The sequence below is a fragment of the Paenibacillus sp. ALJ109b genome (assembly GCF_010747435.1).
Classification (GTDB): domain Bacteria; phylum Bacillota; class Bacilli; order Paenibacillales; family Paenibacillaceae; genus Paenibacillus; species Paenibacillus taichungensis.
Genome location: NZ_JAAIFP010000008.1, coordinates 265319 through 288876, shown reverse-complemented (window position 1 = coordinate 288876; position 23558 = coordinate 265319). Strand labels below are relative to the sequence as shown.

Annotated in this window: 25 protein-coding genes and 1 other annotated feature; of the genes, 7 read left to right on the top strand and 18 right to left on the bottom strand. The window is 47.7% G+C overall.

Going from position 1 to position 23558, the window contains the following annotated elements:
• Window positions 1-159: 159 nt before the first annotated feature.
• Both G3352_RS10990 and G3352_RS10985 read right to left on the bottom strand, forming a co-directional pair.
• A complete protein-coding gene (locus G3352_RS10990; RefSeq protein WP_163756415.1) occupies window positions 160-1128 on the bottom strand; it encodes an alpha/beta hydrolase in 969 nt (322 codons plus the stop codon).
• 28 nt (window positions 1129-1156) lie between these two features.
• Window positions 1157-2221 carry an LLM class flavin-dependent oxidoreductase gene (locus tag G3352_RS10985; RefSeq protein WP_163756412.1) on the bottom strand — a complete coding sequence of 355 codons (1065 nt, stop codon included), beginning with the start codon at window positions 2219-2221 and terminating at the stop codon, window positions 1157-1159.
• Between the two features lie 303 nt (window positions 2222-2524).
• Here G3352_RS10985 and G3352_RS10980 point away from each other — a divergent pair, with 303 nt between their 5' ends.
• Entirely contained in the window at window positions 2525-3109 is a 585-nt protein-coding gene (locus tag G3352_RS10980) for a TetR/AcrR family transcriptional regulator (RefSeq protein WP_163756410.1), read from the top strand.
• A 100-nt stretch (window positions 3110-3209) separates the two neighbouring features.
• Window positions 3210-3884 carry a hypothetical protein gene (locus G3352_RS10975; RefSeq protein WP_163756408.1) on the top strand — a complete coding sequence of 225 codons (675 nt, stop codon included), beginning with the start codon at window positions 3210-3212 and terminating at the stop codon, window positions 3882-3884.
• A gap of 206 nt (window positions 3885-4090) precedes the next feature.
• On the opposite strand, the gene G3352_RS10970 is transcribed toward G3352_RS10975, so the two are convergent.
• The 8 genes from G3352_RS10970 to G3352_RS10935 all read right to left on the bottom strand — a co-directional run bounded on the left by G3352_RS10970 (window position 4091) and on the right by G3352_RS10935 (window position 9873).
• Entirely contained in the window at window positions 4091-4327 is a 237-nt protein-coding gene (locus G3352_RS10970; protein ID WP_163756406.1) for a hypothetical protein, read from the bottom strand.
• Window positions 4328-4443: 116 nt separating this feature from the next.
• Window positions 4444-6075: a chaperonin GroEL gene (gene groL / locus G3352_RS10965; RefSeq protein ID WP_063564477.1), complete on the bottom strand. Its 1632-nt coding sequence runs from the start codon at window positions 6073-6075 to the stop codon at window positions 4444-4446.
• A gap of 73 nt (window positions 6076-6148) precedes the next feature.
• A complete protein-coding gene (groES, locus tag G3352_RS10960) occupies window positions 6149-6430 on the bottom strand; it encodes a co-chaperone GroES (RefSeq protein ID WP_024630746.1) in 282 nt (93 codons plus the stop codon).
• A gap of 450 nt (window positions 6431-6880) precedes the next feature.
• Complete coding sequence (gene tatC, locus G3352_RS10955) at window positions 6881-7663, bottom strand: twin-arginine translocase subunit TatC (protein ID WP_163756404.1); 783 nt, start codon at window positions 7661-7663, stop codon at window positions 6881-6883.
• Between the two features lie 78 nt (window positions 7664-7741).
• Window positions 7742-7990, bottom strand: coding sequence for a twin-arginine translocase TatA/TatE family subunit (gene tatA, locus G3352_RS10950; protein WP_163756402.1), 249 nt, complete (start codon window positions 7988-7990; stop codon window positions 7742-7744).
• A gap of 202 nt (window positions 7991-8192) precedes the next feature.
• The gene (locus G3352_RS10945) at window positions 8193-8678 is read right to left on the bottom strand and encodes a MogA/MoaB family molybdenum cofactor biosynthesis protein (RefSeq protein ID WP_024630749.1); all 486 of its coding nucleotides are present in this window, start codon (window positions 8676-8678) and stop codon (window positions 8193-8195) included.
• Between the two features lie 37 nt (window positions 8679-8715).
• The gene (gene moaC, locus G3352_RS10940; protein WP_163756400.1) at window positions 8716-9219 is read right to left on the bottom strand and encodes a cyclic pyranopterin monophosphate synthase MoaC; all 504 of its coding nucleotides are present in this window, start codon (window positions 9217-9219) and stop codon (window positions 8716-8718) included.
• A gap of 15 nt (window positions 9220-9234) precedes the next feature.
• Complete coding sequence (locus G3352_RS10935) at window positions 9235-9873, bottom strand: 5-formyltetrahydrofolate cyclo-ligase (RefSeq protein WP_163756398.1); 639 nt, start codon at window positions 9871-9873, stop codon at window positions 9235-9237.
• Window positions 9874-10151: 278 nt separating this feature from the next.
• Between G3352_RS10935 and G3352_RS10930 the strand changes: the two genes are divergently transcribed.
• Window positions 10152-12110: an ABC-F family ATP-binding cassette domain-containing protein gene (locus G3352_RS10930; protein ID WP_163756803.1), complete on the top strand. Its 1959-nt coding sequence runs from the start codon at window positions 10152-10154 to the stop codon at window positions 12108-12110.
• A gap of 568 nt (window positions 12111-12678) precedes the next feature.
• On the opposite strand, the gene G3352_RS10925 is transcribed toward G3352_RS10930, so the two are convergent.
• The 8 genes from G3352_RS10925 to G3352_RS10895 all read right to left on the bottom strand — a co-directional run bounded on the left by G3352_RS10925 (window position 12679) and on the right by G3352_RS10895 (window position 18906).
• Entirely contained in the window at window positions 12679-14235 is a 1557-nt protein-coding gene (locus tag G3352_RS10925) for a 2-isopropylmalate synthase (protein WP_076291526.1), read from the bottom strand.
• Between the two features lie 218 nt (window positions 14236-14453).
• Window positions 14454-14799 (bottom strand) — a binding site (T-box leader).
• Entirely contained in the window at window positions 14796-14966 is a 171-nt protein-coding gene (locus tag G3352_RS31690; RefSeq protein ID WP_449008411.1) for a hypothetical protein, read from the bottom strand. (Overlaps the previous feature by 4 nt.)
• Window positions 14967-15310: 344 nt before the next feature.
• The gene (tsaD, locus tag G3352_RS10920) at window positions 15311-16366 is read right to left on the bottom strand and encodes a tRNA (adenosine(37)-N6)-threonylcarbamoyltransferase complex transferase subunit TsaD (protein WP_163756397.1); all 1056 of its coding nucleotides are present in this window, start codon (window positions 16364-16366) and stop codon (window positions 15311-15313) included.
• A complete protein-coding gene (gene rimI, locus G3352_RS10915) occupies window positions 16363-16884 on the bottom strand; it encodes a ribosomal protein S18-alanine N-acetyltransferase (RefSeq protein WP_163756394.1) in 522 nt (173 codons plus the stop codon). Before rimI ends, tsaD begins: the two co-directional genes overlap by 4 nt.
• 16 nt (window positions 16885-16900) lie before the next feature.
• Window positions 16901-17749 (bottom strand): tRNA (adenosine(37)-N6)-threonylcarbamoyltransferase complex dimerization subunit type 1 TsaB, encoded by an 849-nt coding sequence (gene tsaB, locus G3352_RS10910; protein WP_163756392.1) that lies wholly within the window; start codon window positions 17747-17749, stop codon window positions 16901-16903.
• A gap of 2 nt (window positions 17750-17751) precedes the next feature.
• Window positions 17752-18234, bottom strand: coding sequence for a tRNA (adenosine(37)-N6)-threonylcarbamoyltransferase complex ATPase subunit type 1 TsaE (gene tsaE, locus G3352_RS10905; RefSeq protein WP_076291523.1), 483 nt, complete (start codon window positions 18232-18234; stop codon window positions 17752-17754).
• A gap of 193 nt (window positions 18235-18427) precedes the next feature.
• Window positions 18428-18604 (bottom strand): H-type small acid-soluble spore protein, encoded by a 177-nt coding sequence (locus G3352_RS10900; protein WP_053783520.1) that lies wholly within the window; start codon window positions 18602-18604, stop codon window positions 18428-18430.
• Between the two features lie 5 nt (window positions 18605-18609).
• Entirely contained in the window at window positions 18610-18906 is a 297-nt protein-coding gene (locus G3352_RS10895) for a hypothetical protein (protein WP_063564487.1), read from the bottom strand.
• A gap of 195 nt (window positions 18907-19101) precedes the next feature.
• Here G3352_RS10895 and ku point away from each other — a divergent pair, with 195 nt between their 5' ends.
• The 4 genes from ku to G3352_RS10875 all read left to right on the top strand — a co-directional run bounded on the left by ku (window position 19102) and on the right by G3352_RS10875 (window position 23548).
• On the top strand, window positions 19102-20013 hold the full coding sequence (gene ku / locus G3352_RS10890) for a non-homologous end joining protein Ku (RefSeq protein ID WP_163756390.1): 912 nt from the start codon (window positions 19102-19104) through the stop codon (window positions 20011-20013).
• Between the two features lie 315 nt (window positions 20014-20328).
• Entirely contained in the window at window positions 20329-21198 is an 870-nt protein-coding gene (locus tag G3352_RS10885; RefSeq protein WP_163756388.1) for a VOC family protein, read from the top strand.
• A gap of 218 nt (window positions 21199-21416) precedes the next feature.
• Window positions 21417-22514: a GerAB/ArcD/ProY family transporter gene (locus G3352_RS10880; protein ID WP_163756387.1), complete on the top strand. Its 1098-nt coding sequence runs from the start codon at window positions 21417-21419 to the stop codon at window positions 22512-22514.
• Window positions 22515-22582: 68 nt separating this feature from the next.
• A complete protein-coding gene (locus G3352_RS10875) occupies window positions 22583-23548 on the top strand; it encodes an ATP-dependent DNA ligase (protein WP_163756385.1) in 966 nt (321 codons plus the stop codon).
• Window positions 23549-23558: the final 10 nt, after the last annotated feature.

The following is a 23558-nucleotide window of genomic DNA, read 5'->3' as shown; positions in this document are numbered from 1 at the left end:
AAGAAAAAAAGTGCCCCGCCGGACGATCCGACGGGGCTAGTCACACATCTATTTAACACGAGAAGGGGTTTACAAGACTTATCTTACCCCAGCTACCTTAACGGAATCTGAAATGAAGATGAAAAGAACATCAATTTTTATGAACAACGCCGGAGACATTTATTTCTCCCATGAAGGATTAAGCGCTCTAGCCATGGCACGAATATAATCCTGACTAGCCCGCTGGCTAACTTCCGCATCAGGCACAAACACTTCGAAGCAATGATAAGCACCAGGATACAGGTGCATTTCGACATCCACTCCAGCTGCCGCAAGGCGTGTCACATATTCGATTGTCTCGTCTCGAAATAGATCGAGCTGGCCAACACACGTATACATTGGAGGTAACTCTGCCAGATTTTCAGTTCTTGCCGGGACAGCGTAGGAAGGCATGTTGTGTCCTTCGTTTTCTCCCAATCCCTCCATCTCTCCTCCAAGGTACATACTCCATGCCTCAAAGTTATTTGTCCGATTCCATGTAGCATTTTGATCCGTAATTTCATGGCTCGAAGCCGAAATATTGCGATCGTCAAGCATCGGGTACAAAGGCATTTGGAAGATTAGACTCGGTCCACCTTTATCACGGACCATTTGTGCAAGCGCTGCAGTCAGTCCTCCCCCTCCACTTGCTCCAGCAATTGCGACCCTGGTGAGATCAATGCCGAGTGACTCAGTTTCGTCCGTCATCCATACAAGACCTGCATAGCAGTCATCAAGACCAGCGGGATAAGGATGCTCAGGGGCCAGGCGGTAATCAACCGATACGACTACGCAATGTGCCGCTTGTACAAAGCGCTCACATAACGCATCATCCATATCCGGATGTCCCAGCACATATCCTCCTCCATGAATCCACAACATCGCTGGCAACTTATCTCCAGTACGCTCAGCCGGTTCATATATTTTGACCTGCATGTCTCCTGCTGCCCCTGCAATAATTCTCTTTGTGGTGCGTACGTCTTCCGACTTCTCAATCGGTGAATTCATGAGCATCGCCCGGCTAACCTTCAGTCCCCCCTTCAAATTAAAGCCCGGAAATTGGGCTAATGTATCTCTTAATTCAGGTACCACCCGATCTACAAAACTCATATACAATTCCTCCTTCAGTGTATGTTCTCTATGCATTTTGTTCATGCTCAGCTTCCCACTTAGCCAACTCTGCCCGTACTCGAGGTGCCACCTCTGTTCCGAGCAACTCGATGGCTCTCATCACCTGATCATGTGGCATGGTTGCGATGGGAACGTACATCATGAAACGTGTAATGCCCACATTCTTTCGTAGATAAACAATCTTCCGGGCAACCGTCTCCGGATCACCTACATACAGAGCACCATCGTGACTACGTGCAGCATCAAAGCTGGCACGACTGTAATGTCCCCATCCCCGTTCCTTGCCGATTTTGTTCATGCCCGCCTGAGTAGAAGGAAAGAACAGATCAGCCGCCAGCTCTGTATCTTCAGCCACGAATCCGAGCGAATGCGACCCTACAGTAAGCTTTGAAGCGTCATGTCCGGCATGTGCCGCTGCCTGCTTGTACAACTGTACAAGGGGGCCAAAATTACGTTCCGGGCTGCCGCCAATAATAGCCAACGTCAACGGAAGTCCCAGCAATCCTGCACGAACCACCGATTCCTGATTACCCCCGCTGCCAATCCATATGGGCAAAGGGCTCTGCACAGGCCGTGGATATACGCCCAGATTATGTATTGCAGGTCTGTGCCCGCCTCGCCAGTTAACTATCTCGGACTTTTGCAGGTTGAGCAGCAGTTCCAGATGTTCGTCGAACAGCTCATCATACTCACCTAGCTCATATCCAAACAAAGGGAATGATTCGGTAAAGGAGCCCCGCCCTGCCATAATCTCCGCACGTCCATTCGAAATGCCATCCAGCGTGGCAAAATCCTGAAACACACGTACAGGATCAGCAGACGAAAGTACTGTTACTGCACTAGTGAGCCGAATACGCTTAGTCAGGGATGCAGCTGCGGACAACACCATCGCAGGGGAAGAAGCAGCATAATCTTTACGATGATGTTCTCCTACACCAAATACATCCAGCCCCACCTGATCGGCTAATACGATTTCTTCCACCACTTCACGCAATCGCTGCGCGTGACTTATGACCTCACCTGTCTGAAGATCGGGTGTCGTCTCCACAAACGATGTAATTCCTATTTCCATAACTCATTTCTCCTTTATTCAAAATTGGACTATTACTGACAAAATAAATTACCGATCGGTATGTTATTTAGGTAGTTAATATATCTTACTGTTTCGCTTAATGTCAATCATTTTATTTGCATCAAATCTATATCATATTTCTTAAATACATCATCAAAAAGACGTTCGTTTGACAAATAATTGAGATTTATATAGTATATATCATACTGATGAGTAAGAAATATAATTAGTAAAACAAGATCTACATGATCTAATACAAAATATCTATACTTTAGAAAATATAAGTAACAAGGAGCATTTATTATGGCGAGAACTCGCGAATTTGACGAAGAGAAAGTACTGGATGCAGCGATGCAGCTCTTTTGGGAAAAAGGATATGAGGCCACTTCACTAAGCGATCTGACTTCGAGGATGGGCATTCAAAGGCCCAGTATATACTCCACTTTTGGAGATAAAAGAGAACTGTTTGAGACGTCGCTACGGAAATACACGATGGCACGTGCCGCAGAGATGCGAACCAGACTGGCAGGTATTGCATCGGTAAAAGAGGCCTTTCGTACTTTTTTTGCAGAAATCGTGGATGAAGAATACAACGCAGAGCGACTCAGTCGTGGATGCTTTTGCATCAATACGATGGTTGAGCTTGCACCCCATGATGAGAAATTTGAAATTCTCACCCGGGAACATCAGATGTACCTGTCGGTCATCTTTCAGGAAAATATTGAGCGGGGAATGCGATCAGGTGAACTTAACCCTTCCCTGGACGCCAAGGCTGTCGCCCAAGCACTTATCGTATCGCTAATTGGACTGACCGTTTTCATGAAATCCCGTCCCAATCGTTCATTTATAGATAACTCGATTCGAGTCACACTTTCCTTGCTGGATTAAATCCAAGCGATGATCAGAAAAAAACAACACTGCTGGCTAAAACGCCGACAGTGCTTTTTGAGATGACGAGCGAAATAACGATGCATTATGAGGTGAGAATTTGCAGTATCTGTTTACAATACTATTCATCCTAGGCTTTATGGCTTTCTTCGTATTTATTGTTTTGATGGTCTTATCCATGAGGAAACAAAACCGGATACCGATAAGGTATGTTTTGCTAACGGCTGCATGTTTTGCAATTGCTTCGATCGGAATGCATGGCATGTTGGCTTTACCTTCAAATCCTCCGCAATCATCTGGGGCAGATCAGACGGAGAAACACGAATCTGGCGCTGCTGCAACAGAGGAATTCAAAAACAAGTTTAATGGCGCAGTGGGCAAATACCGACTGAATGGTTTGAGTATTACCCGCTTGAATATGAAAGACTCTTCAGAGCAGGAAACTGGCGCTTTCGAGTATGTATTTAATGATAAATTAAGATTGGTTGGTAAATTAAATTCAGATCAAAAAGTACAAGAAGTCAGGTTGTACGGGACTGGTGATATCAGCGAACCAACGGGTGGAATCTTTTTGACTGCTATCGCTACACTTATTCTGACAACCAATAATGAGTACACATATAATGATGCGCAAAACGTGATTCAGGATATCGGTATATTGGATCGCAATGTAAGCCAGAATGAATTTGATGGAGCGACTGTTCGAAATGGATTTGAATATCGCTTCAGCATTCAAGACGATGTTTCTATTTTTGGAATAACAACTGTTGAGTAAGTTGCAAATGTGCAAACCAGTCGTTCGGATAGGAACGACCCAACATCCCTTCTCCCTTCTGCAAACTTCGTTAGCCTTTCCTTCATATCCACTCCTGCATCTGAATAAAGAAAGGCTCCCAAGTGGGAGCCTTTAAACTATTGATGGACAAAAGTTGTTAACATGTCCGTTAACAACAAAGCTATGTATGGCAGGTTCATTGATTACTACCTCGTGTATCGATCGATGTCATCGATCGCAGACTGGTGCTCTCTTCTATGATGATCTTCATGCTGACGAACGTCGTTTTTTAACTTGGCTAAGAATCCCCACCCCATAAATACAAGTAAAAGTACGGTAATCAGTGCATAAGCGAAGCTATATAGATTCATATAGAAGTTGATGAAAATTACAGCGAGCATCAAGCCCAGAATCCATAATGTCCACTTTGTACTCTTTCTCAAATGATTTCCTCCCTCATTTAAAACATAAATTCAAAGCACCCTATCTAATTAATGAAAAAAGGCTCCCTTTCGGGAGCCTTTCATCTATCGGCATTAAAAGGTTTTTAAACCTTTTATTACATCATGCCGCCCATTCCACCCATACCGCCCATGTCAGGAACGCCAGCAGCGCCTGCAGGTTCTGGTTTGTCAGCGATAACCGCTTCAGTAGTCAGGAACATTGCCGCTACGGAAGCAGCGTTTTGCAATGCATAACGTGTTACTTTCGCAGGGTCAACGATACCCGCTTCGATCATGTTAACCCACTCGCCAGTCGCAGCGTTGAAGCCTACGCCAGTTTGTTCTTTTTTCAGACGTTCCACGATTACGGAACCTTCTTCGCCAGCGTTAGCTGCGATTGTACGAATTGGAGCTTCCAGAGCGCGCAGGACGATGTTTACGCCCGTTTGCTCGTCACCGGACAGGGCTACGCCTGCAACCGCATTGTATACGTTCATGAGCGCTGTACCACCACCGGATACGATACCTTCTTCAACCGCAGCGCGAGTTGCGTTCAGGGCATCTTCGATGCGCAGTTTGCGTTCTTTCAATTCTGTTTCAGTAGCCGCACCGACTTTGATTACTGCTACGCCGCCGGACAATTTAGCCAGACGCTCTTGCAGTTTCTCTTTGTCGAACTCGGAAGTTGTTTCTTCCAGTTGTGTACGGATTTGGCTTACACGTGCATCGATATCGGATTTGTTACCAGCACCGTCAACGATGATTGTGTTTTCTTTAGTTACTCGGATTTGACGAGCTGTACCCAGTTGTTCCACAACAGCGGATTTCAGGTCCAGACCCAGTTCTTCCGTGATCAATTGGCCACCAGTGAGGGCAGCGATATCTTGCAGCATTGCTTTACGACGGTCACCAAAGCCAGGAGCTTTAACAGCTACAGCGTTGAAAGTACCACGCAATTTGTTCACAACCAACATCGCCAGTGCTTCGCCTTCGATATCTTCAGCGATCAATACAAGCGGTTTGCCTTGTTGAACGATTTTTTCAAGCAATGGCAGGATTTCTTGCGTGTTGGAGATTTTTTTGTCTGTGATCAGGATGTACGGGTTGTCCAAAACAGCTTCCATTTTGTCCGTATCCGTGATCATGTATGGAGAGATGTAACCGCGGTCGAATTGCATACCTTCAACCACTTCCAACTCTGTAGCGAATCCACGGGATTCTTCAACCGTGATAACGCCGTCTTTACCCACTTTTTCCATAGCTTCAGCGATCAGTTCGCCTACTTCTTCGTCAGCTGCAGAGATCGCTGCAACTTGTGCGATGGATTGTTTGGTTTCAACTGGTTTGGAGATGGATTGCAGTTCAGCTACAGCAGCTTTAACCGCTTTGTCGATCCCTTTACGGATACCGATTGGGCTAGCACCTGCAGTTACGTTTTTCAAACCTTCTGTGATCAGCGCTTGAGCCAATACAGTTGCAGTTGTTGTACCGTCACCGGCAACATCATTTGTTTTGGTTGCTACTTCTTTAACCAGTTGTGCACCCATGTTCTCGAATGCATCTTCCAGTTCGATTTCTTTAGCAATCGTTACACCGTCATTCGTGATGAGCGGGCTTCCGAATTTTTTCTCCAGAACCACGTTACGGCCTTTAGGACCGAGTGTTACTTTAACTGCATTAGCCAATGCGTCCACACCACGAAGCATGGAACGACGAGCGTCTTCACTGAATTTAATGTCTTTAGCCATGGTAAGAAAACCTCCCTAGTATATTGTGTAAAATGGTGTTGCTATATGGTTCGGTTAACCGATTAAATTTGAATTAGTCGAGAATCGCGTGAATATCGCTTTCTTTCATAATCAAATATTCTTTACCTTCGAACTTGATTTCTGTACCGGCATATTTGGAGAAAATAACGCGATCTCCTTCTTTCACTTCCAGAGCTACACGTACTCCGTCTTTCAATACTCCAGCGCCAACAGCAATAATTTTACCCTCTTGCGGTTTTTCTTTAGCGGAGTCCGGCAGTACGATCCCGAAAGAAGTTGTTTGCTCTTGCTCCAGTGGTTCTACCAATACGCGTTCACCTAAAGGTCTGATCATGAAAAATAGCCTCCTTTTGAAATTATATAACGTTACATTGTAGGTTGTAGCCATATGTATTAGCACTCGACAGTGTTCAGTGCTAACAACCAACTTTATGATACTTCAACTTGAAGCATGATTTCAAGTCCTTTTCATGAATTCCTGCGAGATTTTACGTTGTATTTACATCAACCCAGCCAAAAAACTCCCGATTGGCCTGCGTAAATGCCATAATACCTTATTAACTTATTCCACAGAATCCATAAGTCCTCCTGCATCGTTCTCAGGCAGCCCTTTTCCATTGTATCCATTGTTGAACATAATATGCCTGCTTGTCCCGTCCATCAGAATATATAACCGTAAAAGTTCGTCGCCCTTCATATCCCGGGTAAGAACTGACCCCCTTACCCCGGGACGGGCACCATACAAGATTATCACAGGTACAAAAATCCTATGGAATCTCTCTTGTTATACTGCGCTCTGCTTATCCTCGGCACGGATGTAACGGGATTCAGCCTCTGCATCAGCTGCAAGCTGTTTGCGATACACAAAGCCAGACAGAAACACACTGATCTCATATAACAGTAACAAGGGAATCATCACAAGAAAATCGGAAATGAAATCAGGTGGTGTGACCACAACCGCAATGAAAATCAGGACAAAATAAGCGACTTTGCGCATTTTGCGAAGCCGGATCGGATTCAATATCCGCAGTCCTGTCAGGAACATAATGATTAACGGAAGTTCGAACAACAGGGATACCGGCAGTACAATGCCAAACAAAAAACTGAAATACTGCTTCATTCCGTAGGTCTCGACAAGCCCCATTTTTTCCGTAATCGATGAAGTAAAAGAAAGTGCCATCGGGAAAACAACGTAGTACGAGAAAGCTAACCCGATTAGAAATAACAGAAATACATAAGGTACATACTTCAACGTGGCTTTTCGCTCACGCGGGCGCAGACCTGGACTGACAAACTTCCAGAGCTGAAACACCGTAAACGGTAGCGTAATGACCAGCGAGAACAGTCCGGCAATCTTCATGTAAATGCCAATCCCGTCCCAGAACGAGAATGCATGCAGCACAAACCCCTGAGCAGTCTCTGCCTTCGTCAGATATTGATACACCGGGTCCGCCACCAGAAAGCCTGCAACCAGCCCCAAAATAAAAATGCTCAACACATAAATCAACCGCTTGCGCAGCTCACTCAAATGTTCTGTAAGCGTCATATCTTCCTTCTGCTGCGTCATGCCTGCCCCCCATTGTTGCCAGCTTAAAATACAAAACCCTTCCGGCAGGAAGGGATTTCTCTTTCATTGCCGTCAAAGTTATTCCGGCAGGCGTTTATCCTCAGGCTTGTCTGCAGATGCAGTCTCAGATGCCAGCGGCTTCGCCTTTTCCTGTTCCTTGCGACTGGATGAATCATCATCCGAAATAATCTCACGTGCGCCTTCTTTGAATTCACGGAAAGTGCGTCCGACTGCCCGCCCTAATTCCGGAAGCTTGTTAGGTCCAAACAAAAGCAACGCGATAACGGCCAGCAAAATAAAACCTGTTGGTCCAATGGAACTTAACATTGATATTATTCCTCCTCGTTTCAAGCTTCAAAGATGCACACGCTTGGCCATAGGCTCATAGATGTCTTTGCTTCATTTTGAATTATGTCAATCATACCATAGATGTAACCACTTACATAACCCACATTATTCACAATAGAGACCCCGACATCCAATCATTTTTCCCTGCTTGATTTCACACCCGCTACTATATGTTTCACTCTTATTGCTTGAACTGACCCGTAACCATCAGCAGCGCTTCCGGAAGTTGATCCATAATCGCCGCCAAATGCTCATGCACACCCTTCGGTGTACCTGGCAGGTTGACAATCAATGTACGTCCGCGAATGCCGCATACGCCCCGGAACAGCATGGCAGAACGATTCTTGCCCATGACACTATATCGCATGGCTTCAGCCATGCCTGGAACTTCCCGTTCAATAACCCGCCTTGTCGCTTCTGGAGTAATATCACGAATCGCAAGCTCCGTTCCCCCAGTGGTCAATACCAAATCAGCGTGAAAATAATCTGTCATTTCAATCAAAGCCGCAATAATCTCATCGGGTTCATCCGGAACGATGCGGTACTCCACGATTTCCCCACCCAGTTCTTCTTCCACAAGTTCCCGGATCACTTGGGCACTCGTATCCTCACGTTCCCCGCGGGCCCCTTTGTCGCTGGCTGTCAGGATTGCTGTTCTCCACACCATAAAGATCACCCTTCTCCTCTATGAAAATAAATGTCCCTTATCGGCTGAAATCGCCGTTTTTGCCACCACTCTTGGAATTAAGCATGGTTGGACCGATAATCATATCTTTTTGCAAGGCTTTACACATGTCATAGATCGTCAGTGCCGCAGCCGACGCCGCCGTGAGCGCCTCCATCTCGACACCTGTCTTTCCTTCGGTTTTGACCGTAACTTCAATCTGCAATTCATCGACACCGTTATCATGAAAACGAATATCCACACCCGTCAATGCCAATGGATGGCACATCGGAATCCAGTCCGACGTCTTCTTCGCGCCCTGAATACCCGCAATTTGGGCCACAGCCAGAACGTCACCTTTACCGATGCGGCCCTCCCAAATCGCCTCAAGCGTAGCCGGATTCATCGTCACTTTGGATACCGCAACAGCTGTACGCACGGTACTTTCCTTACCCGAAATATCAACCATCCGAGCTCGTCCCTGTTCATTAAAATGAGTCAGTTTACTGCCGGAAGCCTGGTCGTTATTCGTTTCTGAATTCAATCACATCACAACCCTTTATACGATATGTAATATACCTTCGGTTGTTATCAACAGATCAAGTCGCAGATCCAGCGGGTCCATCGGAATTTCATCTTGAAGCTGGCCTGGCAATACCAATGCAGCCATCCGTGGTCTTTTGTCCGTCATCCCACATTTCGCTGCAAGTGTCTCGGCAAAACGATCATAATAACCGCCGCCATAACCAATGCGCCCTCCTTGAAGGTCATATCCCAGCCCCGGTACGATGACAAGATCGATATCCGGCCAGCGATGAGGTTGCAGCACTTCACAGGAATCCTTGGGTTCAGGTATCCCCCATATTCCCGGCTGAATATCCTGTTCACCCATGACACGCCGCAACTCCATGCGAGCCGGATTGGCCAGCACTTTCGGTGCGATCATCCGATCTCCATGCTTCCAGCCTTCTTCAAATAAAAAGGCCGTAGATGCTTCGCTTCCATAAGACAAATAGCTGAAAATCATAAGCCGCTTGTTCCCCAGCTTCCTTTTGTCCCGTCTAAGGCGCGCCAGCTCCCGCTTCGTCACATCATTAATCTCAGTCATCGCCTGCTGACGCATGCTTTCATCCATCAGATCCCGGCTCTGTCTCAGCTTGGAACGAAGGCGGATTTTCTGTTCCGTATGATCCTGCATGTCCTTGAATAACCTCCTGTTGATCGGGAAGGTAAACTAGCTCTCCATTAAAACCATTTATATGTTATGCACCAGTTGTCATCGTGTTGGAATCGTTAAAATGATTCATTTTCTGCAAAATCCTCATGTATTAACATGCCTTCTTTCAGTTTATCATTGATTGACCAAAAAGACTACACGCCTCAGGCACTCCTAATCGGTGCATTTGCTCTGTATTTCATGTAAACTGGGATATAGTTGTCATATCAAGAACTGGACCTATGGAGGAACTTAATTTTATGCTGCTGCAAGTATCCGGAATTATCAAACGTTTTGGTGTCGATCCAATCCTGGACGGCGTGAACTTACAAATATTGGAACGCGAGCGCATTGGCCTCGTTGGTGTTAACGGCGCAGGAAAATCCACTTTGCTCAAAATCGTAGCTGGGGAAATGTCCTATGATGGCGGACAGATTTTCAAATCCAAGGAAACAACGCTTGGTTACCTCGCCCAGAACAGCGGACTGCAATCCGATCGCTCCATATGGGAAGAAATGATGAACGTATTCGCTCATCTGACCCAGGCTGAAGCGGATTTGCGCCAGATGGAACAGGATATTGCCGACCCCGCGCAGATGGAAGATGAAAAAAAGTATGCCGATCTGCTTGAACGTTATGCCAAACGCTCGGATTGGTTCAAGGATCATGGCGGTTATGAGATGGAAACCCGTATTCGCAGTGTACTTCACGGGATGGGCTTCGGTGAATTTTCACCAGATACCCAGATTGCCACACTGAGTGGCGGGCAAAAGACACGTCTTGCGCTTGCTCGCATTTTGCTTCAGGCCCCTGACTTGCTCATGCTGGACGAGCCTACCAACTATCTCGACATCGCGACCCTCACGTGGCTGGAAGATTACCTCAGAGGTTATTCCGGCGCCCTTCTGGTTGTATCCCATGACCGGTATTTCCTTGACCGGCTTGTAACAACCATCGTGGAGATCGAACGACACCGCTCCAAAAAATATACGGGCAATTACAGTCGGTACATGGAACTGAAAGCTGCCGAGTACGAAAGCCAGATGAAGCAATACGAGAAACAACAGGATGAAATCTCCAAAATGGAGGACTTTGTTCAGAAGAATATCGTGCGTGCTTCAACGACCAAACGGGCACAGAGCCGCCGCAAAGCACTTGATAAGATGGAACGGCTCGACAAACCGATGGGAGATCTGAAGAAAGCTCATTTCTCTTTTGAAACGGCTGTCATGTCCGGTAAAGAAGTGCTCCGTGTGGATCAGCTTTCCGTTGCCTACGATGAGGCTTCGCCGTTGTTCCGCAATGTATCTTTTGATCTAAGACGCGGGGAAACGGTTGCTTTGATCGGTCCAAACGGTATAGGTAAATCCACCTTGCTGAAATGCCTCACCGGAAGTTTGCGTCCTGTAAGCGGTGAGATCCAATGGGGTACCAAGGTGCAGATTGGCTATTACGATCAGGAGCAGACGGGGCTTAATCCTTCCAATACGGTACTGGAAGAGCTGTGGAGTGCCTATCCAGGCATGGAGGAAGCACGGATTCGTACGGTGCTAGGCAACTTCCTGTTCAGTGGAGATGATGTACTCAAAAAAATCTCATCGCTCAGCGGTGGTGAAAAAGCACGTGTCTCCCTCTCCAAGCTCATGCTCAAGGAAGCCAATATGCTCATTCTGGATGAGCCTACGAACCATCTCGACCTGTTCGCCAAAGAAGTACTTGAAGCAGCACTGATGGACTATGAAGGCACGTTGCTGTTCATCTCGCATGACCGGTATTTCCTCAATAAAATGGCTGAGCGCATTGTTGAACTGCATCCAGGTGGAACAGAACATTACCTGGGCAATTATGATGACTATGTGGAGAAGAAACAGGAGCTTGAAGATATCGCTCGCGAAGCGGCTGAAGCACGCCTTGCCTCTTCCAAAAACTCGGCTAAATCTGATCCAGCCTTATCCGCAATCGAAAAATCCGGAGCCGCCTCATTCGAAGCGGACAAGCAGGCCAAACGCGAAGAACGTAACCGCCAGCGCAAGCAGGAAGCTCTGGAACAACAGATTGCGAAGCTGGAAACGGAGATTACGGAGCTTGAGGCTCAGATGGCCCTGCCTGAAATTTATCAGGACTACATGAAGCTGCAAGAACTCCAGGGGAAAGCAGAGGATCAGAAGCTTCAACTGGCCAAGGCTTATGAAGAGTGGGAAGAATTAGCTTTGGAATAAAACTGGACCATTCCAGTCCATTTCCTGCTGTCCTGCGGCGTGAAACATTTAACAATACTTAAAAGCTGATTCCTTGACGGAATCAGCTTTTTTTGTTAATGATAAACCGTAGAGTTTTGACAAGGGTGTTTGCATAATTGTCAAATTCACTCGAATCATGGAAATTATTTTTCTGTTGATTACCCTCCACTTTATCCACAAGAAAGCAATATAGCAAGCAACTTAATCAACTTAATTATACGGCGGTAGAATAGCTTTTTTTGCACAAAAACCATATTTATCCACCAAGTTATCCACTTTATCCACAACTTTGTGGATATAAGAGGGAACTTCTATCCCCTAAAGACATTTATTTTCGAAAACATTACTGGTTTGGGTTTGCTAGAGTTACCCACAAATTATCCTGAATATGTGGATAACTATAATCACATCTTGACAAACCTATCCTAGTCCTCATATTTTATCTCCTATAAAAGGACAAAAGCAGACCTCTGTATTTAAGGTCTGCCTCTGGTTTGCTTTTGAATACAAATCACAAAGTTATGTGGTGTGATATGCGGAAGTAATATTACGCGTGCACTGATTCATCACTTTCAGTAGACTCCGCCTTCAGTCCGGCCGCATTGCATGCTGCTACATAAGCCAGTCCGGCTGCCATGACAATATCATTGTGCGTGGCAGTTCCTCTGAATTCACGTCCTGCACGTTCCACGGTAACCGCAGCTTCTGCACTCGCAGCCTCTCCTCCGCTCAGTGCGTGCATCTCCATATCGACAAACGTAATGTCGTCCGAGATACTTTGACCAATCGCTCGAATCGTTGCATCTACCGGACCACCGCCAACCGCAGAATAGGATTGCTCCCCTGCGCTCGTGCGAATGCGAACTGCTGCCATTCGATCCGTCATGCTGCCTGCCGTAACCTGCAATTCAACCAGTTCATAATCCTGCGCAGGAATATTCATGGTCTGACTCACCATCTGCAATAACTGGTCATCACTGACCACTTTCTGTTGATCGGCAGTTTCTTTAAATATCTCATACAGTTGTTCCATTTGCTGCTCATCCGGTTCAAAGCCATATTTGCGAACCCGATCTTTCAAAGCGTGACGCCCGGAATGTTTGCCCAGAATAATCATACTGCGTGGAATACCCAGCGCTTCCGGGTCCATAATCTCATACGTACTCCGATTCTTGAGCAGACCATCCTGGTGAATACCGGACTCATGCTGGAAGGCATTGCGCCCTACTACAGGTTTGTTATAGGCAATTGGGAAATGCATCGCACGACTAATCTGACGGGATGTCTCATACATCTGGTTCAGTTTGATATTTGTCGTTGCGCCAATAACATCTCCCCGCGTCTCCAGAGCCATAATCAGCTCCTCCAATGCACAGTTACCCGTCCGTTCTCCCACACCATTGATGGTTACTTCGATCTGGGAAGCACCGTTGGCAATCGCAGCCAGACTGTTGGCAACCGCAAGGCCCAAATCATTATGACAGTGTGCGCTGTATCGAACCTTATCTCCGCCTCTTGCGCCCTCACGTACCTGACGGAACATCTCTCCATATTCATGTGGCAGTGCGTACCCAACCGTATCTGGCAAATTGATAATACTTGCTCCCGCTTCAATGGCTACTTCAACCATTTCGATCAGATCGTCCATCTTCGTACGAGCCGCATCCATGGCGGTGAATTCCACAATATCCGTGAACTGACGAGCATAGGAGACCATCTCCCGGGCGGTAGCTACGACTTCACTGCGCGGACGGCGCAGTTGATGCTCAATATGAATGTCCGAAGAGGAAATAAACAAGTGAATACGGCGGCGCGCTGCGTCAGCCGTTGCTCGAACGGCTGCATCAATATCCCCTTTGACCGCACGCGCGAATCCGCAAATCTCCACGTTTTGCAGTTGTCTGGAAATCGCCTGAACCGCCGCGAACTCACCTGGACTTGAGATCGGGAATCCAGGCTCGATGACGTCAATGCCCAGAGAAGCCAACTGATGTGCCAGTTCAATTTTTTGTTCAGGCTGCAGACTCGCTCCAGGTGCTTGTTCTCCATCGCGCAGTGTTGTATCAAAAATCTCAATCATGCGTTTGTTATTGTTCGTTGTCATATTCATCAACCTCCATCAAATTTGAATGTATATTGGTTATTTTGGGGATGTGAACGAGTTGTTCATTTCCCGTTTTCTATGTTTATTCTTTTTGCATTCCATGCCGATGTGCACGTCGACTTGCACGCCGGACTTATCTCTTAATCCAAACCATGATTATGGATCTCCATCGCCCACCCTGCTGCCGGCAGCAAAACACAAATAACCCGCCATCTCATCTAAGAGACGGCGGGTTATTATCCCTCCGCGGTACCACTCTTGCTTGATGGTCCAGGCTTGCGCCGGGCACCATCCACCTCGTCGTCTCCGGCCTAGATTCATTGCAGTTGCACACACGCAACAATAACAACCGATCCAGCCGGAGAAACACCCTATAACGGAGGTTAGCCGTTGCTGTGTACCACAATGCCCTGTTGGTTATAGGACAAGGGATGAGACATAGTCTCATCTGTTTCCACAGCTCCGTTCCCGGGCGAGATTCGAACGATTCCAGCCACTGCGTCGCACCACCCCGCAGCTCTCTGTGCGCTTTATCGTTTTACTGCTCCCGTTCATTACATTTATGATATGTGACCATGAATTTCATCACCCTTTTGAAAATCAAAAAAGCCTGCCATCTCCTGCAATAATGCAAGAGACGACAGGCTGTTCACCTTCGCGGTACCACTCTTGTTGACTTTCATTTCCTTCGAGCTGATCCTGTATGCGTCCATACCGTTATCATTGCCCAAAGTGACGAAAGCCCCCTCAGTTATTGTTGATCTTCTACCGATATGTCATCCGGATTCCATCAACAACGGCCCATTCACGGAGGCAACCCGTAACCATGTACTTTGGGCCATCATCGGCCTTCGGCTTCTCCCAGGGAGTTACCGTGTTCCATCGTTCCGCTTCCAGGTGAGTTTCAGGTTTCCTTCGACTGCGTTGCACCACCCCGCAGCTCTCTATGACCGGGAAATACCCTACTGTTCCTGTTCATTGCGTTTCAGTTCAGGAATCTGGATTCCTGTTTTAATTTGTAATTAATATACAGTCTTCACTTGAGACTGTCAAGTCTTCATATACATGAATCATTCTAGAGCGATTGAACAGACCATCCCTCAAGTGAAAGTCCAGGATCAGCTTTGGCATCGAATTCCGAGATTTCTCCCCGCTGCCACTTCAAATACGCCGCAGCTCCAATCATCGCTGCATTGTCGGTGCAATACTCCATCGGCGGGATCAGCAATTCGAGCCCTTCTTTCGCACAACGCTCCTGCAAAGCTGAACGCAATCCCCGGTTTGCCGCAACGCCACCGCATAACAGCAATTGACGTGATCCGTACTCACGGACAGCCCTTACTGCTTTTTCTACCAGCACTTCGACGACAGCTTCCTGGAATCCCCGTGCCACAGCAGATGGTTCAAGCGTTTCTCCGCGCATTTTGGCTTGATTCAAAACATTCAGTACAGCAGACTTCAGACCGCTAAGGCTGAAATCATAGGAATCGGCTTCCAGCCAGACACGTGGCAAAGGTACTGCCTGCTCTGCTTCAGCAGCCATCCGGTCCACATGCGGTCCTCCCGGATAGGGACAACCCAGTGCACGCGCCACTTTGTCATAAGCCTCGCCTACAGCATCGTCACGCGTACGTCCGATCAGTTTGAACTTTCCTTCGGATTCCATATGCACAAGCTCGGTATGACCACCTGAAACCACCAGTGCCATTGCTGGATATTGCAGCTCATGGGTAAGTCTGTTGGCATAGATATGTCCCGCGATATGATGTGTGCCAATGAGCGGTTTGCCAAGTGCCATGGCCATGGTTTTCGCTGCCACGATACCGACCAGTAATGCACCAACCAGTCCAGGCCCTTGTGTCACGGCGATCGCACTCAGATCACGCGGACGGATACCGGATTGCTCAATAGCCTGCTCCAACATCAGTGTTATGACTTCCACGTGTTTACGCGAAGCTACTTCAGGCACAACCCCGCCAAATGCCTTATGTGTCTCAATCTGACTGGAGATCAGGTTGGACAACACTTCCCGTCCATCCTTGACTACCGCTACAGATGTTTCATCACAGCTTGTCTCCACGGCCAATATATAAGATGGTGCTGAATTTACCTTTTCATTGAAATCCTTCATGAATCCGTTACGCTTCCTTCCTCTTCGCCGCTCCGGCTCGCAGGCGGCAAATTCGCCCACATAATCATCGCATCTTCCCCATTGTCGGAGTAATACCCTTTACGAAGACCAGCCGATTCAAACCCTTTTTTCTGATACAAGCTCTGGGCAATTCGATTCGAAACCCTGACTTCCAGCGTCATTCGTTCCATCCCGAGATAAGCCGCCGTTTTCATCAATTCGTCCAAAAGCTTCTCACCGAGCTTGCGCCCACGATAGGCTTCCCGGACTGCAATATTGGTAATGTGGGCTTCATCCATAATTGTCCACATACCGGCATAGCCGATCGCTGTACCTTCCAATTCCATGACCATATATTTAGCAAAATGATTGTGTGTCAATTCATTTTGAAATGCTTCTTCCGTCCAGGGCAGGGTGAAGGCTTCATGTTCAATAATCATTACATCGGGAATATCACCCAAAGTCATGAACCTGAACTGAAGCGCTGCTTCCTGCTCGTCATTCTCCACGTTGTCCATCTGCTTCCCCTCCCTTTTAGCCTTTGCGCAGCAGATTGGCTTCCGCTTCAGCCAGCTGGGTGTAGTTGGGCACGAGCGCATGCACGTCATCTCGCTGACCTGCAAGCAGCGCCTCGGCGCCTAAGCGCCCAACCCAGCGGCCCTCCAGCTCATAGGGTACGAGCTGGAGCGCCGTTCCTGCGGGGCAGCGAAGCTCAGCCGCTGCTGCCGCATGCGGGCCCGTCTCGCCGACAATCCAGACGGCAGCGGGCCGCTCTTCCGGCGCCGCTTCCGCCATGCGGGCGGCGAGGGCTTCCAGCCATCCGTCCACCATACGGATGGCATCTGGCGCCAGCCGCCGGGGCGCAGCGCTCCCGGCGGAGGCAAACAGCGCGGTATAGGCTTGGCCGCGCCGTGCATCCACAAGCGGAACGATCCAGTGGACTGGGGCGGCACCGGTGCCGCCCTGGTCCGCGGATAGCGTTCCGCCAGCCCCTACTGCGGCATCCTCTGCCGCAGCTTCGGCCTTGGCGGCGAGGCCGCTGTGCCAGCCGCCCCAGGCCAGAGCCTGAAGGCTGGACACCCCGACAACGGGGATGTCCCACGCCCAGGCTAGCGTCTTCGCCGCGGTCACCGCAATGCGGATGCCCGTGTACGAGCCCGGCCCAATGCCGACGGCAATGCCGTCCAGCTGTCCCGGTTGCGTGCTGCTGGCTTCCAGCAGTTGCTCCATTACAGGCACGACGTGTACCGAATGGTTGCGTTCTGCCCGTTCATTGCGTTCTTCCAGAAGGGCGTGGCCTTCCATCACTGAGGCTGCCATCACCGCAGTCGAGGTATCCAACGCCAAAAACCGCTGGCGCGGCTGTTTTTGTAAATCTTCCATCATCATTTGACTCCATTCTGTCTGAACTGTCGGCACATGGCAGCATAAGTCTCGCCATACCCATCCAGCGTAATCGTTCGATCCTCCGGGCCCGTCGTCTCGATCTGCACATGCAGGTGTTCCTGTGGCAGTAATTCGGGAATGATGCTGGACCATTCCACCAGACTAACTCCGGTTCCATAGAAATACTCATCCAGTCCAAGCTCGTCCGCTTCTTCCAGTGATATGCGATACACATCCATGTGATACAAGGGCAGACGCCCTTCGTATTCCTTAATCAGTGTAAACGTGGGGCTGTTAACCACATCACGTACACCCAAATGCCAGGCAAACTTTTGTGAAAATGCCGTTTTGCCCGCGCCCAGATCACCGTCTAGTGCAATCACCATGCCGGCGGTTGCCTGTTCAGCGAGTGCGGACGCGAGTACTTCTGTATCTGCAATGCCATGGGAGTGATACACCCACTGCTCATGCGTCTGATTCAATATACGCCCCACCTTTGGCGGTCAAGCCGCCTGAGTTCACTTTGAACTTTATTATATCGGTCCCATTCTCACCCCGCAACATCGAAGGATCAGAAGCAGAACGGAAGATAGGCCACCATTCACACGAATGACAAATAAACCGGCACCTGACGGCACCGGCCTTCCCTAGACTTCCTTTACCAGACGTTCTCTTTTACTCTTCCAAACGGTCTACACGTACCGTCTGGGTATTCCCGGGTCTGCTGCCTACCTGCACCGTCGCCATGCCATTGGCTTCATCCACATTTTCGATCCAGACCGGATCTCCTTCCAATGTAACTGCAATCGTATCTTTGGAATCATAAATGGCTTTTGCGCGTTTCACATCCATCATTGTTATTCATACTCCCCTTCCGGATCATCATGCGATTCCCGCACCATGCTATCTGTTGTACTCTCACCGATATAACCGTTATCTTCCGTGACTTGTCCACCGCCCAGACCCTCATTCACCATCCGGTCAATGTCCAGCATGAACGACTCCCGGTCAAGCGGCAGCTCTTCTGAGGTAATAGCCTCCCAGTTAACCGCTGTTGCAGGTGTATGAAAACCTTCAGACCCTTCCGACTCGGCACGAGGATACGGAGAGAACGTATGGGCGTGAGCTTCAGCTTCGTCTCGTTTGTTCTTCATAGGGGTACCTCCTGACGTAATAGTTAATAACTAACATCATCCTCTTTCAAAACTACGCTATAAGCGAAGATCTTCAAGGATGTTTCTGTTATCATCCCCCACTCTTTCTGAAGCATACCGATCCGGGAAAATAGGGTTATCCCGCCCGTGAAATGCCCATACTATACCTAAAATGTTCTCGGAAAGGAGCCGTTCATGCATACGGTCTGGAAAGGTGCCATTAGCTTTGGTCTCGTTCATGTTCCTGTCAAAATGTTCTCGGCTACCGAAGACAAAGACATCTCCATGCGTTACATTCACAAAGTCTGCGGCAGTCCACTTGCTTATGTACGTAAATGTCCTTCCTGTGAAGTTGAGGTTCAATGGGAAGAGATCACCAAAGGATATGAATATGAGAAAGGCAAATTCGTCTTGTTCGAAAAGGACGAGCTTGAAGCGTTAAATGATTCCAGCAGCAAAACCATTACCATTCTGGATTTCGTGGATTTAACGGAGATCGATCCGATTTATTTTCAAAAAACGTATTACCTCTCTCCCGATCAAGCGGGAGGAAACGCCTACCAGCTTTTAATGACTGCCATGCGGGATACAGGAAAGATTGGCATAGCCAAGATATCCATTCGCTCCAAAAGTAGTTTGGCCGCGATCCGTGTGCTGGACGATTGCCTCTCCATGGAAACTATTTTCTATCCAGACGAGATCCGTCCCGTCTCTCAGGTTCCCAACCTGCCCGAGGTTCTCAACGTAAACGAGAAGGAATTGACGATGGCCAAACTGCTGATCGATCAGTTATCTACTCCTTTTGAACCTGGTAAATATACGGACGACTACCGCGCCAAACTTCTGGATCTGATCAATCACAAAGTAGCCGGTGAAGAAATCAAAATTGCCCCTGCCAAACCGGAAGCGAATGTCATGGATCTCATGGCAGCACTGCAAGCAAGTATTGAAGCTGTGAAGCCCATTCCAACCGATCCCGGAACCACCACAGCCAAACCTAAGAAACGTGCTCCAAAGAAAACTTCAGTCCAAGCAGCAGCTGGAGGAGAAACAGAGACTCCTGCTCCTGCCAAAAGAAAGAAGGCTGCGCCTAAGTCCAAGGCGTAAACAGCAAACAGCACAGGATTCGCTTGTCACTAAAATCAACATTAGAGATCCGGCCATGAAGCCGGATTTTTGTTTTGTATTCCATAATTGAAGTAATACTCAACCAAGAATGAATATACCAAAAACCGAAAATACAATTGACGAAAGTTGATTTATATTTTATATTAACTTATGAAAAGTAACTTATTTATAAATGTACAGTTAAGCTTCATAACTACATGACCTATGACATTACAATAACCCTATTCCATTGCCAATGAGTGAACCGCAACAATTCAACTAATTCAACTAAATTTTATACAGGAGGAATTCCTTATGACTTCTACTTATCAAATCCCTGCTACCACCCATCTGGGTGAAGTAAGTCTGCGAATCAGCAATTTGGATCGATCCATTCAATTTTATACCGAAGTGGTCGGACTGAAACTTCTTGAACGTAGCGACAAAGTCGCTACCCTGACAGCCGATGGAAAGCAGTCTCTTCTGCGCCTTGAACAGTTGACCGATGCAGTAACGATGCCTGTTCGCTCCACTTCAGGTCTGTATCACTTCGCCATCCTGCTGCCTGACCGCAAATCGCTGGGCCTTGCTCTTCGTAATCTGGCTGAATCCGGCATCGAAATTGGTCAAGGTGATCATCTGGTTAGTGAAGCATTCTACATTTCCGATCCTGATCAGAATGGTATCGAAATCTATGCAGACCGTGCCCGCGACACCTGGAAGCGAGATGCAGATAATAACTACATTATGTCAAGTGATCCTGTTGATGTAGAGAGCCTGTTCGCTCTGGCCACGAACGAACCTTGGCAGGGTTTGCCTGCCGGAACGGTCATTGGTCATGTTCACTTCCATGTACGCAGTCTGGAAGAGTCGCGCCGTTTCTACACAGGAGTACTTGGTTTCGATATCGTTGGTAACTTCGCCAACATGTCCGCCCTGTTTGTATCCGCTGGCGGTTATCACCATCACATCGGACTGAACATTTGGGCTGGTACAGGCGCACCTGTGAATCCAGCCAACGCGACAGGCATTGACTACTTCACCATCATTTATGACGGAAAAGAACAATTGGAACAAGCTGTAGAACAACTGCGTCAATCGAACACATCTATCGAACAGCAAGGTAAGGATTGGTTTACTATAGACCCACAGAATATTCGTATTCGCTTAACTTCAACGAATTAAGACAGGGAATCTGTGACGTAAACGTTGTGCCTTAAGTTAATTACAATCTAATTAGCCCGGACATCAATTTCCTCGCTCTAACATTGGGGAAATCCGTTGTCCGGGCTTTTTTGCCTTCCTTTTTTCATATTGATATGCCTTTACCCATTTCCTAATAAAAATGGTGCAATTGGCGCAACCTAACCAATATCTAGATTGATATGCGAAGGAGAACCCACATGATTGAAAAGGGGCGTTTAACTGTAAGGCAACTGGGCTCACTGATGTTCTTATGCACGATTGGTGAACAGATTATCGTCTTCCCCTCAATGGTCACCTCATATGCACATCAAGATGCATGGTTGTCTGCATTATTGGGCGTTGCTGGTGGAGCAGGCGTACTGGCCATTATGCTCATTGTATACAAACTGCAGCCCCGGATGAATCTGATTCAACATGCACTTCATACCCTTGGACCTTGGATCGGGGCCTTCATCAGCTGTTTTTATCTATTCTATTTTCTAATGGGTACGTCTGCATTCATAAGAGAAATTGGGGATTTCATGACGACCCAGATCCTGCCTGAATCTCCCCTCTTCATTGTGAGTTTGCTCTTTGTTTGTACTCTTGCCTGGGGACTCTTCTCCGGTCTGGAACCCATAGGCAGAAGTGCCGAGGTACTTCTGCCCCTGATCGTGCTGTTTCTGCTCATTCTGACCGTCTGTCTATTCCCGCATTCACATCTGGACAACATCAAGCCCGTTCTTGCAGAAGGCTTTCTGAATCCCTTTAAAGGCTTTGTCGCTGTGCTTACCTATCCTTATTGTGAATTGTGCATCTTTCTTATGCTCTTTCCTTATGCCAAAAAGGAAGCACATTGGGAAAAGGATATCCTTCTAGCAGCCATCATAGGGGGATTGATGCTTACCCTCACGCTAACCATCTGTCTGCTGGTCATGGGTCCATTTATGACGCAACACCATTGGTTCGCAGCATTTAATCTGTCGCTGAAGATCAATATAGGCAACTTTTTGCAGCGGATTGAGGCCTTTATGGCTTCCGTCTGGATTATTGCCGTCTTTTTCAAGAGCATTCTGTTCTTCTATAGCTTTGTACTCGGAATCACTCATCTCTTCAAATTGTCCAGCTATCGTCCACTCATTTTGCCTAGCGCCATGTTGATTCTGTCCATGTCCATTGTGCTAGCACCCAACGAAAATTTCTATCTCAAAGTCGTTATTCCGTATTGGATTGATTGGGATTTGACTTGTGGTATCGCGATTCCTTTACTGCTTATTATGGTACATAAACTGAAAGCACGGCTGCGGAAGAGATAAACCTACCCTACTCAACTTAGAGGTTCAATCTCCAGGCAGATTTGAAAGAGGAAAGGAGTTTTTGGCACATGTTCAATCCCCTGGTTCCTTTTGAACCTATATCCCGAGATGTGATCCCTACCGGGCAAAATTGGATTGCCCAAATCAAATGGGATGGGGTCCGCATGCTTGCTTACGAGGACGGACAGGGAATTCAGTTAATTAATCGCAGATTGCACAACCGAACTGCACAATATCCTGAGCTGGTTCAGCCACGCAATCTGTGCTCCGTCCCTTCTTATATTTTGGATGGAGAGATTATTGCCCTTGACCCGGATACCGGAAAACCGTCCTTCTATCACGTGCTGCGGCGTGATCGCATGAGCAGACCGGATGGCATTGCCCAAGCTATAAACCAGATTCCGGTGACTTATATGGTATTTGATATTCTTTACTGCGATGGGGTATGGGTCACGGATCAACCCCTGGCAGATCGTCAGCGTCTGCTGCATCAAGTTCTGAATTCTGCTCCCCATGTTCAAGAGGTGACCAACACGTCCGATCCCGACGCCCTGCTCTCTGTGATGAGACAGCACCAGATGGAGGGAATTGTATGTAAAGATCTTTCCAGTACCTATGGGATCAACGGCAAGGATCAACGTTGGCAGAAGGTTAAGATTTTCCACGACCTATATGCAATGATTGGAGGGGTCACCTACCGCAGCGGCATCGTCAATGCAATTGCAGTCGGTGTATATGATGGGCCTAACTTTGTCTATATTGGTCATGTCGGCACAGGTAAGCTGAACTCGGACTCCTGGCGTAAACTAACCGAAGAAGTACAACCTCTTATTCGTAAGGATAGACCTTTTCATAACATACCCGAGAGAAGCGCGGAGACGACATGGATAGAACCACAGATCGGCGTCAAAGTGCAATTCATGGAACTCACCCACCATCTTACCCTACGTCACCCAAGCATCCAGGCTTTTGCTTCGGTAAAGCGAGATGAGTGTGAGATCAGCCAGATTAGTCATCTTATCCCTGAACGATAAACTACTTTCC

Excerpts from the sequence above, each read along its gene's own strand:
- G3352_RS10990 (WP_163756415.1), bottom strand. The coding sequence starts at position 1,128 with ATGAGTTTTGTAGATCGGGTGGTACCTGAATTAAGAGATACATTAGCC.
- G3352_RS10985 (WP_163756412.1), bottom strand. The coding sequence starts at position 2,221 with ATGGAAATAGGAATTACATCGTTTGTGGAGACGACACCCGATCTTCAG.
- G3352_RS10980 (WP_163756410.1), top strand. The coding sequence starts at position 2,525 with ATGGCGAGAACTCGCGAATTTGACGAAGAGAAAGTACTGGATGCAGCG.
- groL (WP_063564477.1), bottom strand. The coding sequence starts at position 6,075 with ATGGCTAAAGACATTAAATTCAGTGAAGACGCTCGTCGTTCCATGCTT.
- groES (WP_024630746.1), bottom strand. The coding sequence starts at position 6,430 with ATGATCAGACCTTTAGGTGAACGCGTATTGGTAGAACCACTGGAGCAA.
- tatC (WP_163756404.1), bottom strand. The coding sequence starts at position 7,663 with ATGACGCAGCAGAAGGAAGATATGACGCTTACAGAACATTTGAGTGAG.
- tatA (WP_163756402.1), bottom strand. The coding sequence starts at position 7,990 with ATGTTAAGTTCCATTGGACCAACAGGTTTTATTTTGCTGGCCGTTATC.
- G3352_RS10945 (WP_024630749.1), bottom strand. The coding sequence starts at position 8,678 with ATGGTGTGGAGAACAGCAATCCTGACAGCCAGCGACAAAGGGGCCCGC.
- G3352_RS10935 (WP_163756398.1), bottom strand. The coding sequence starts at position 9,873 with ATGCAGGATCATACGGAACAGAAAATCCGCCTTCGTTCCAAGCTGAGA.
- G3352_RS10930 (WP_163756803.1), top strand. The coding sequence starts at position 10,152 with ATGCTGCTGCAAGTATCCGGAATTATCAAACGTTTTGGTGTCGATCCA.
- G3352_RS10925 (WP_076291526.1), bottom strand. The coding sequence starts at position 14,235 with ATGACAACGAACAATAACAAACGCATGATTGAGATTTTTGATACAACA.
- tsaD (WP_163756397.1), bottom strand. The coding sequence starts at position 16,366 with ATGAAGGATTTCAATGAAAAGGTAAATTCAGCACCATCTTATATATTG.
- rimI (WP_163756394.1), bottom strand. The coding sequence starts at position 16,884 with ATGGACAACGTGGAGAATGACGAGCAGGAAGCAGCGCTTCAGTTCAGG.
- tsaB (WP_163756392.1), bottom strand. The coding sequence starts at position 17,749 with ATGGAAGATTTACAAAAACAGCCGCGCCAGCGGTTTTTGGCGTTGGAT.
- G3352_RS10900 (WP_053783520.1), bottom strand. The coding sequence starts at position 18,604 with ATGGATGTGAAACGCGCAAAAGCCATTTATGATTCCAAAGATACGATT.
- G3352_RS10895 (WP_063564487.1), bottom strand. The coding sequence starts at position 18,906 with ATGAAGAACAAACGAGACGAAGCTGAAGCTCACGCCCATACGTTCTCT.
- ku (WP_163756390.1), top strand. The coding sequence starts at position 19,102 with ATGCATACGGTCTGGAAAGGTGCCATTAGCTTTGGTCTCGTTCATGTT.
- G3352_RS10885 (WP_163756388.1), top strand. The coding sequence starts at position 20,329 with ATGACTTCTACTTATCAAATCCCTGCTACCACCCATCTGGGTGAAGTA.
- G3352_RS10880 (WP_163756387.1), top strand. The coding sequence starts at position 21,417 with ATGATTGAAAAGGGGCGTTTAACTGTAAGGCAACTGGGCTCACTGATG.
- G3352_RS10875 (WP_163756385.1), top strand. The coding sequence starts at position 22,583 with ATGTTCAATCCCCTGGTTCCTTTTGAACCTATATCCCGAGATGTGATC.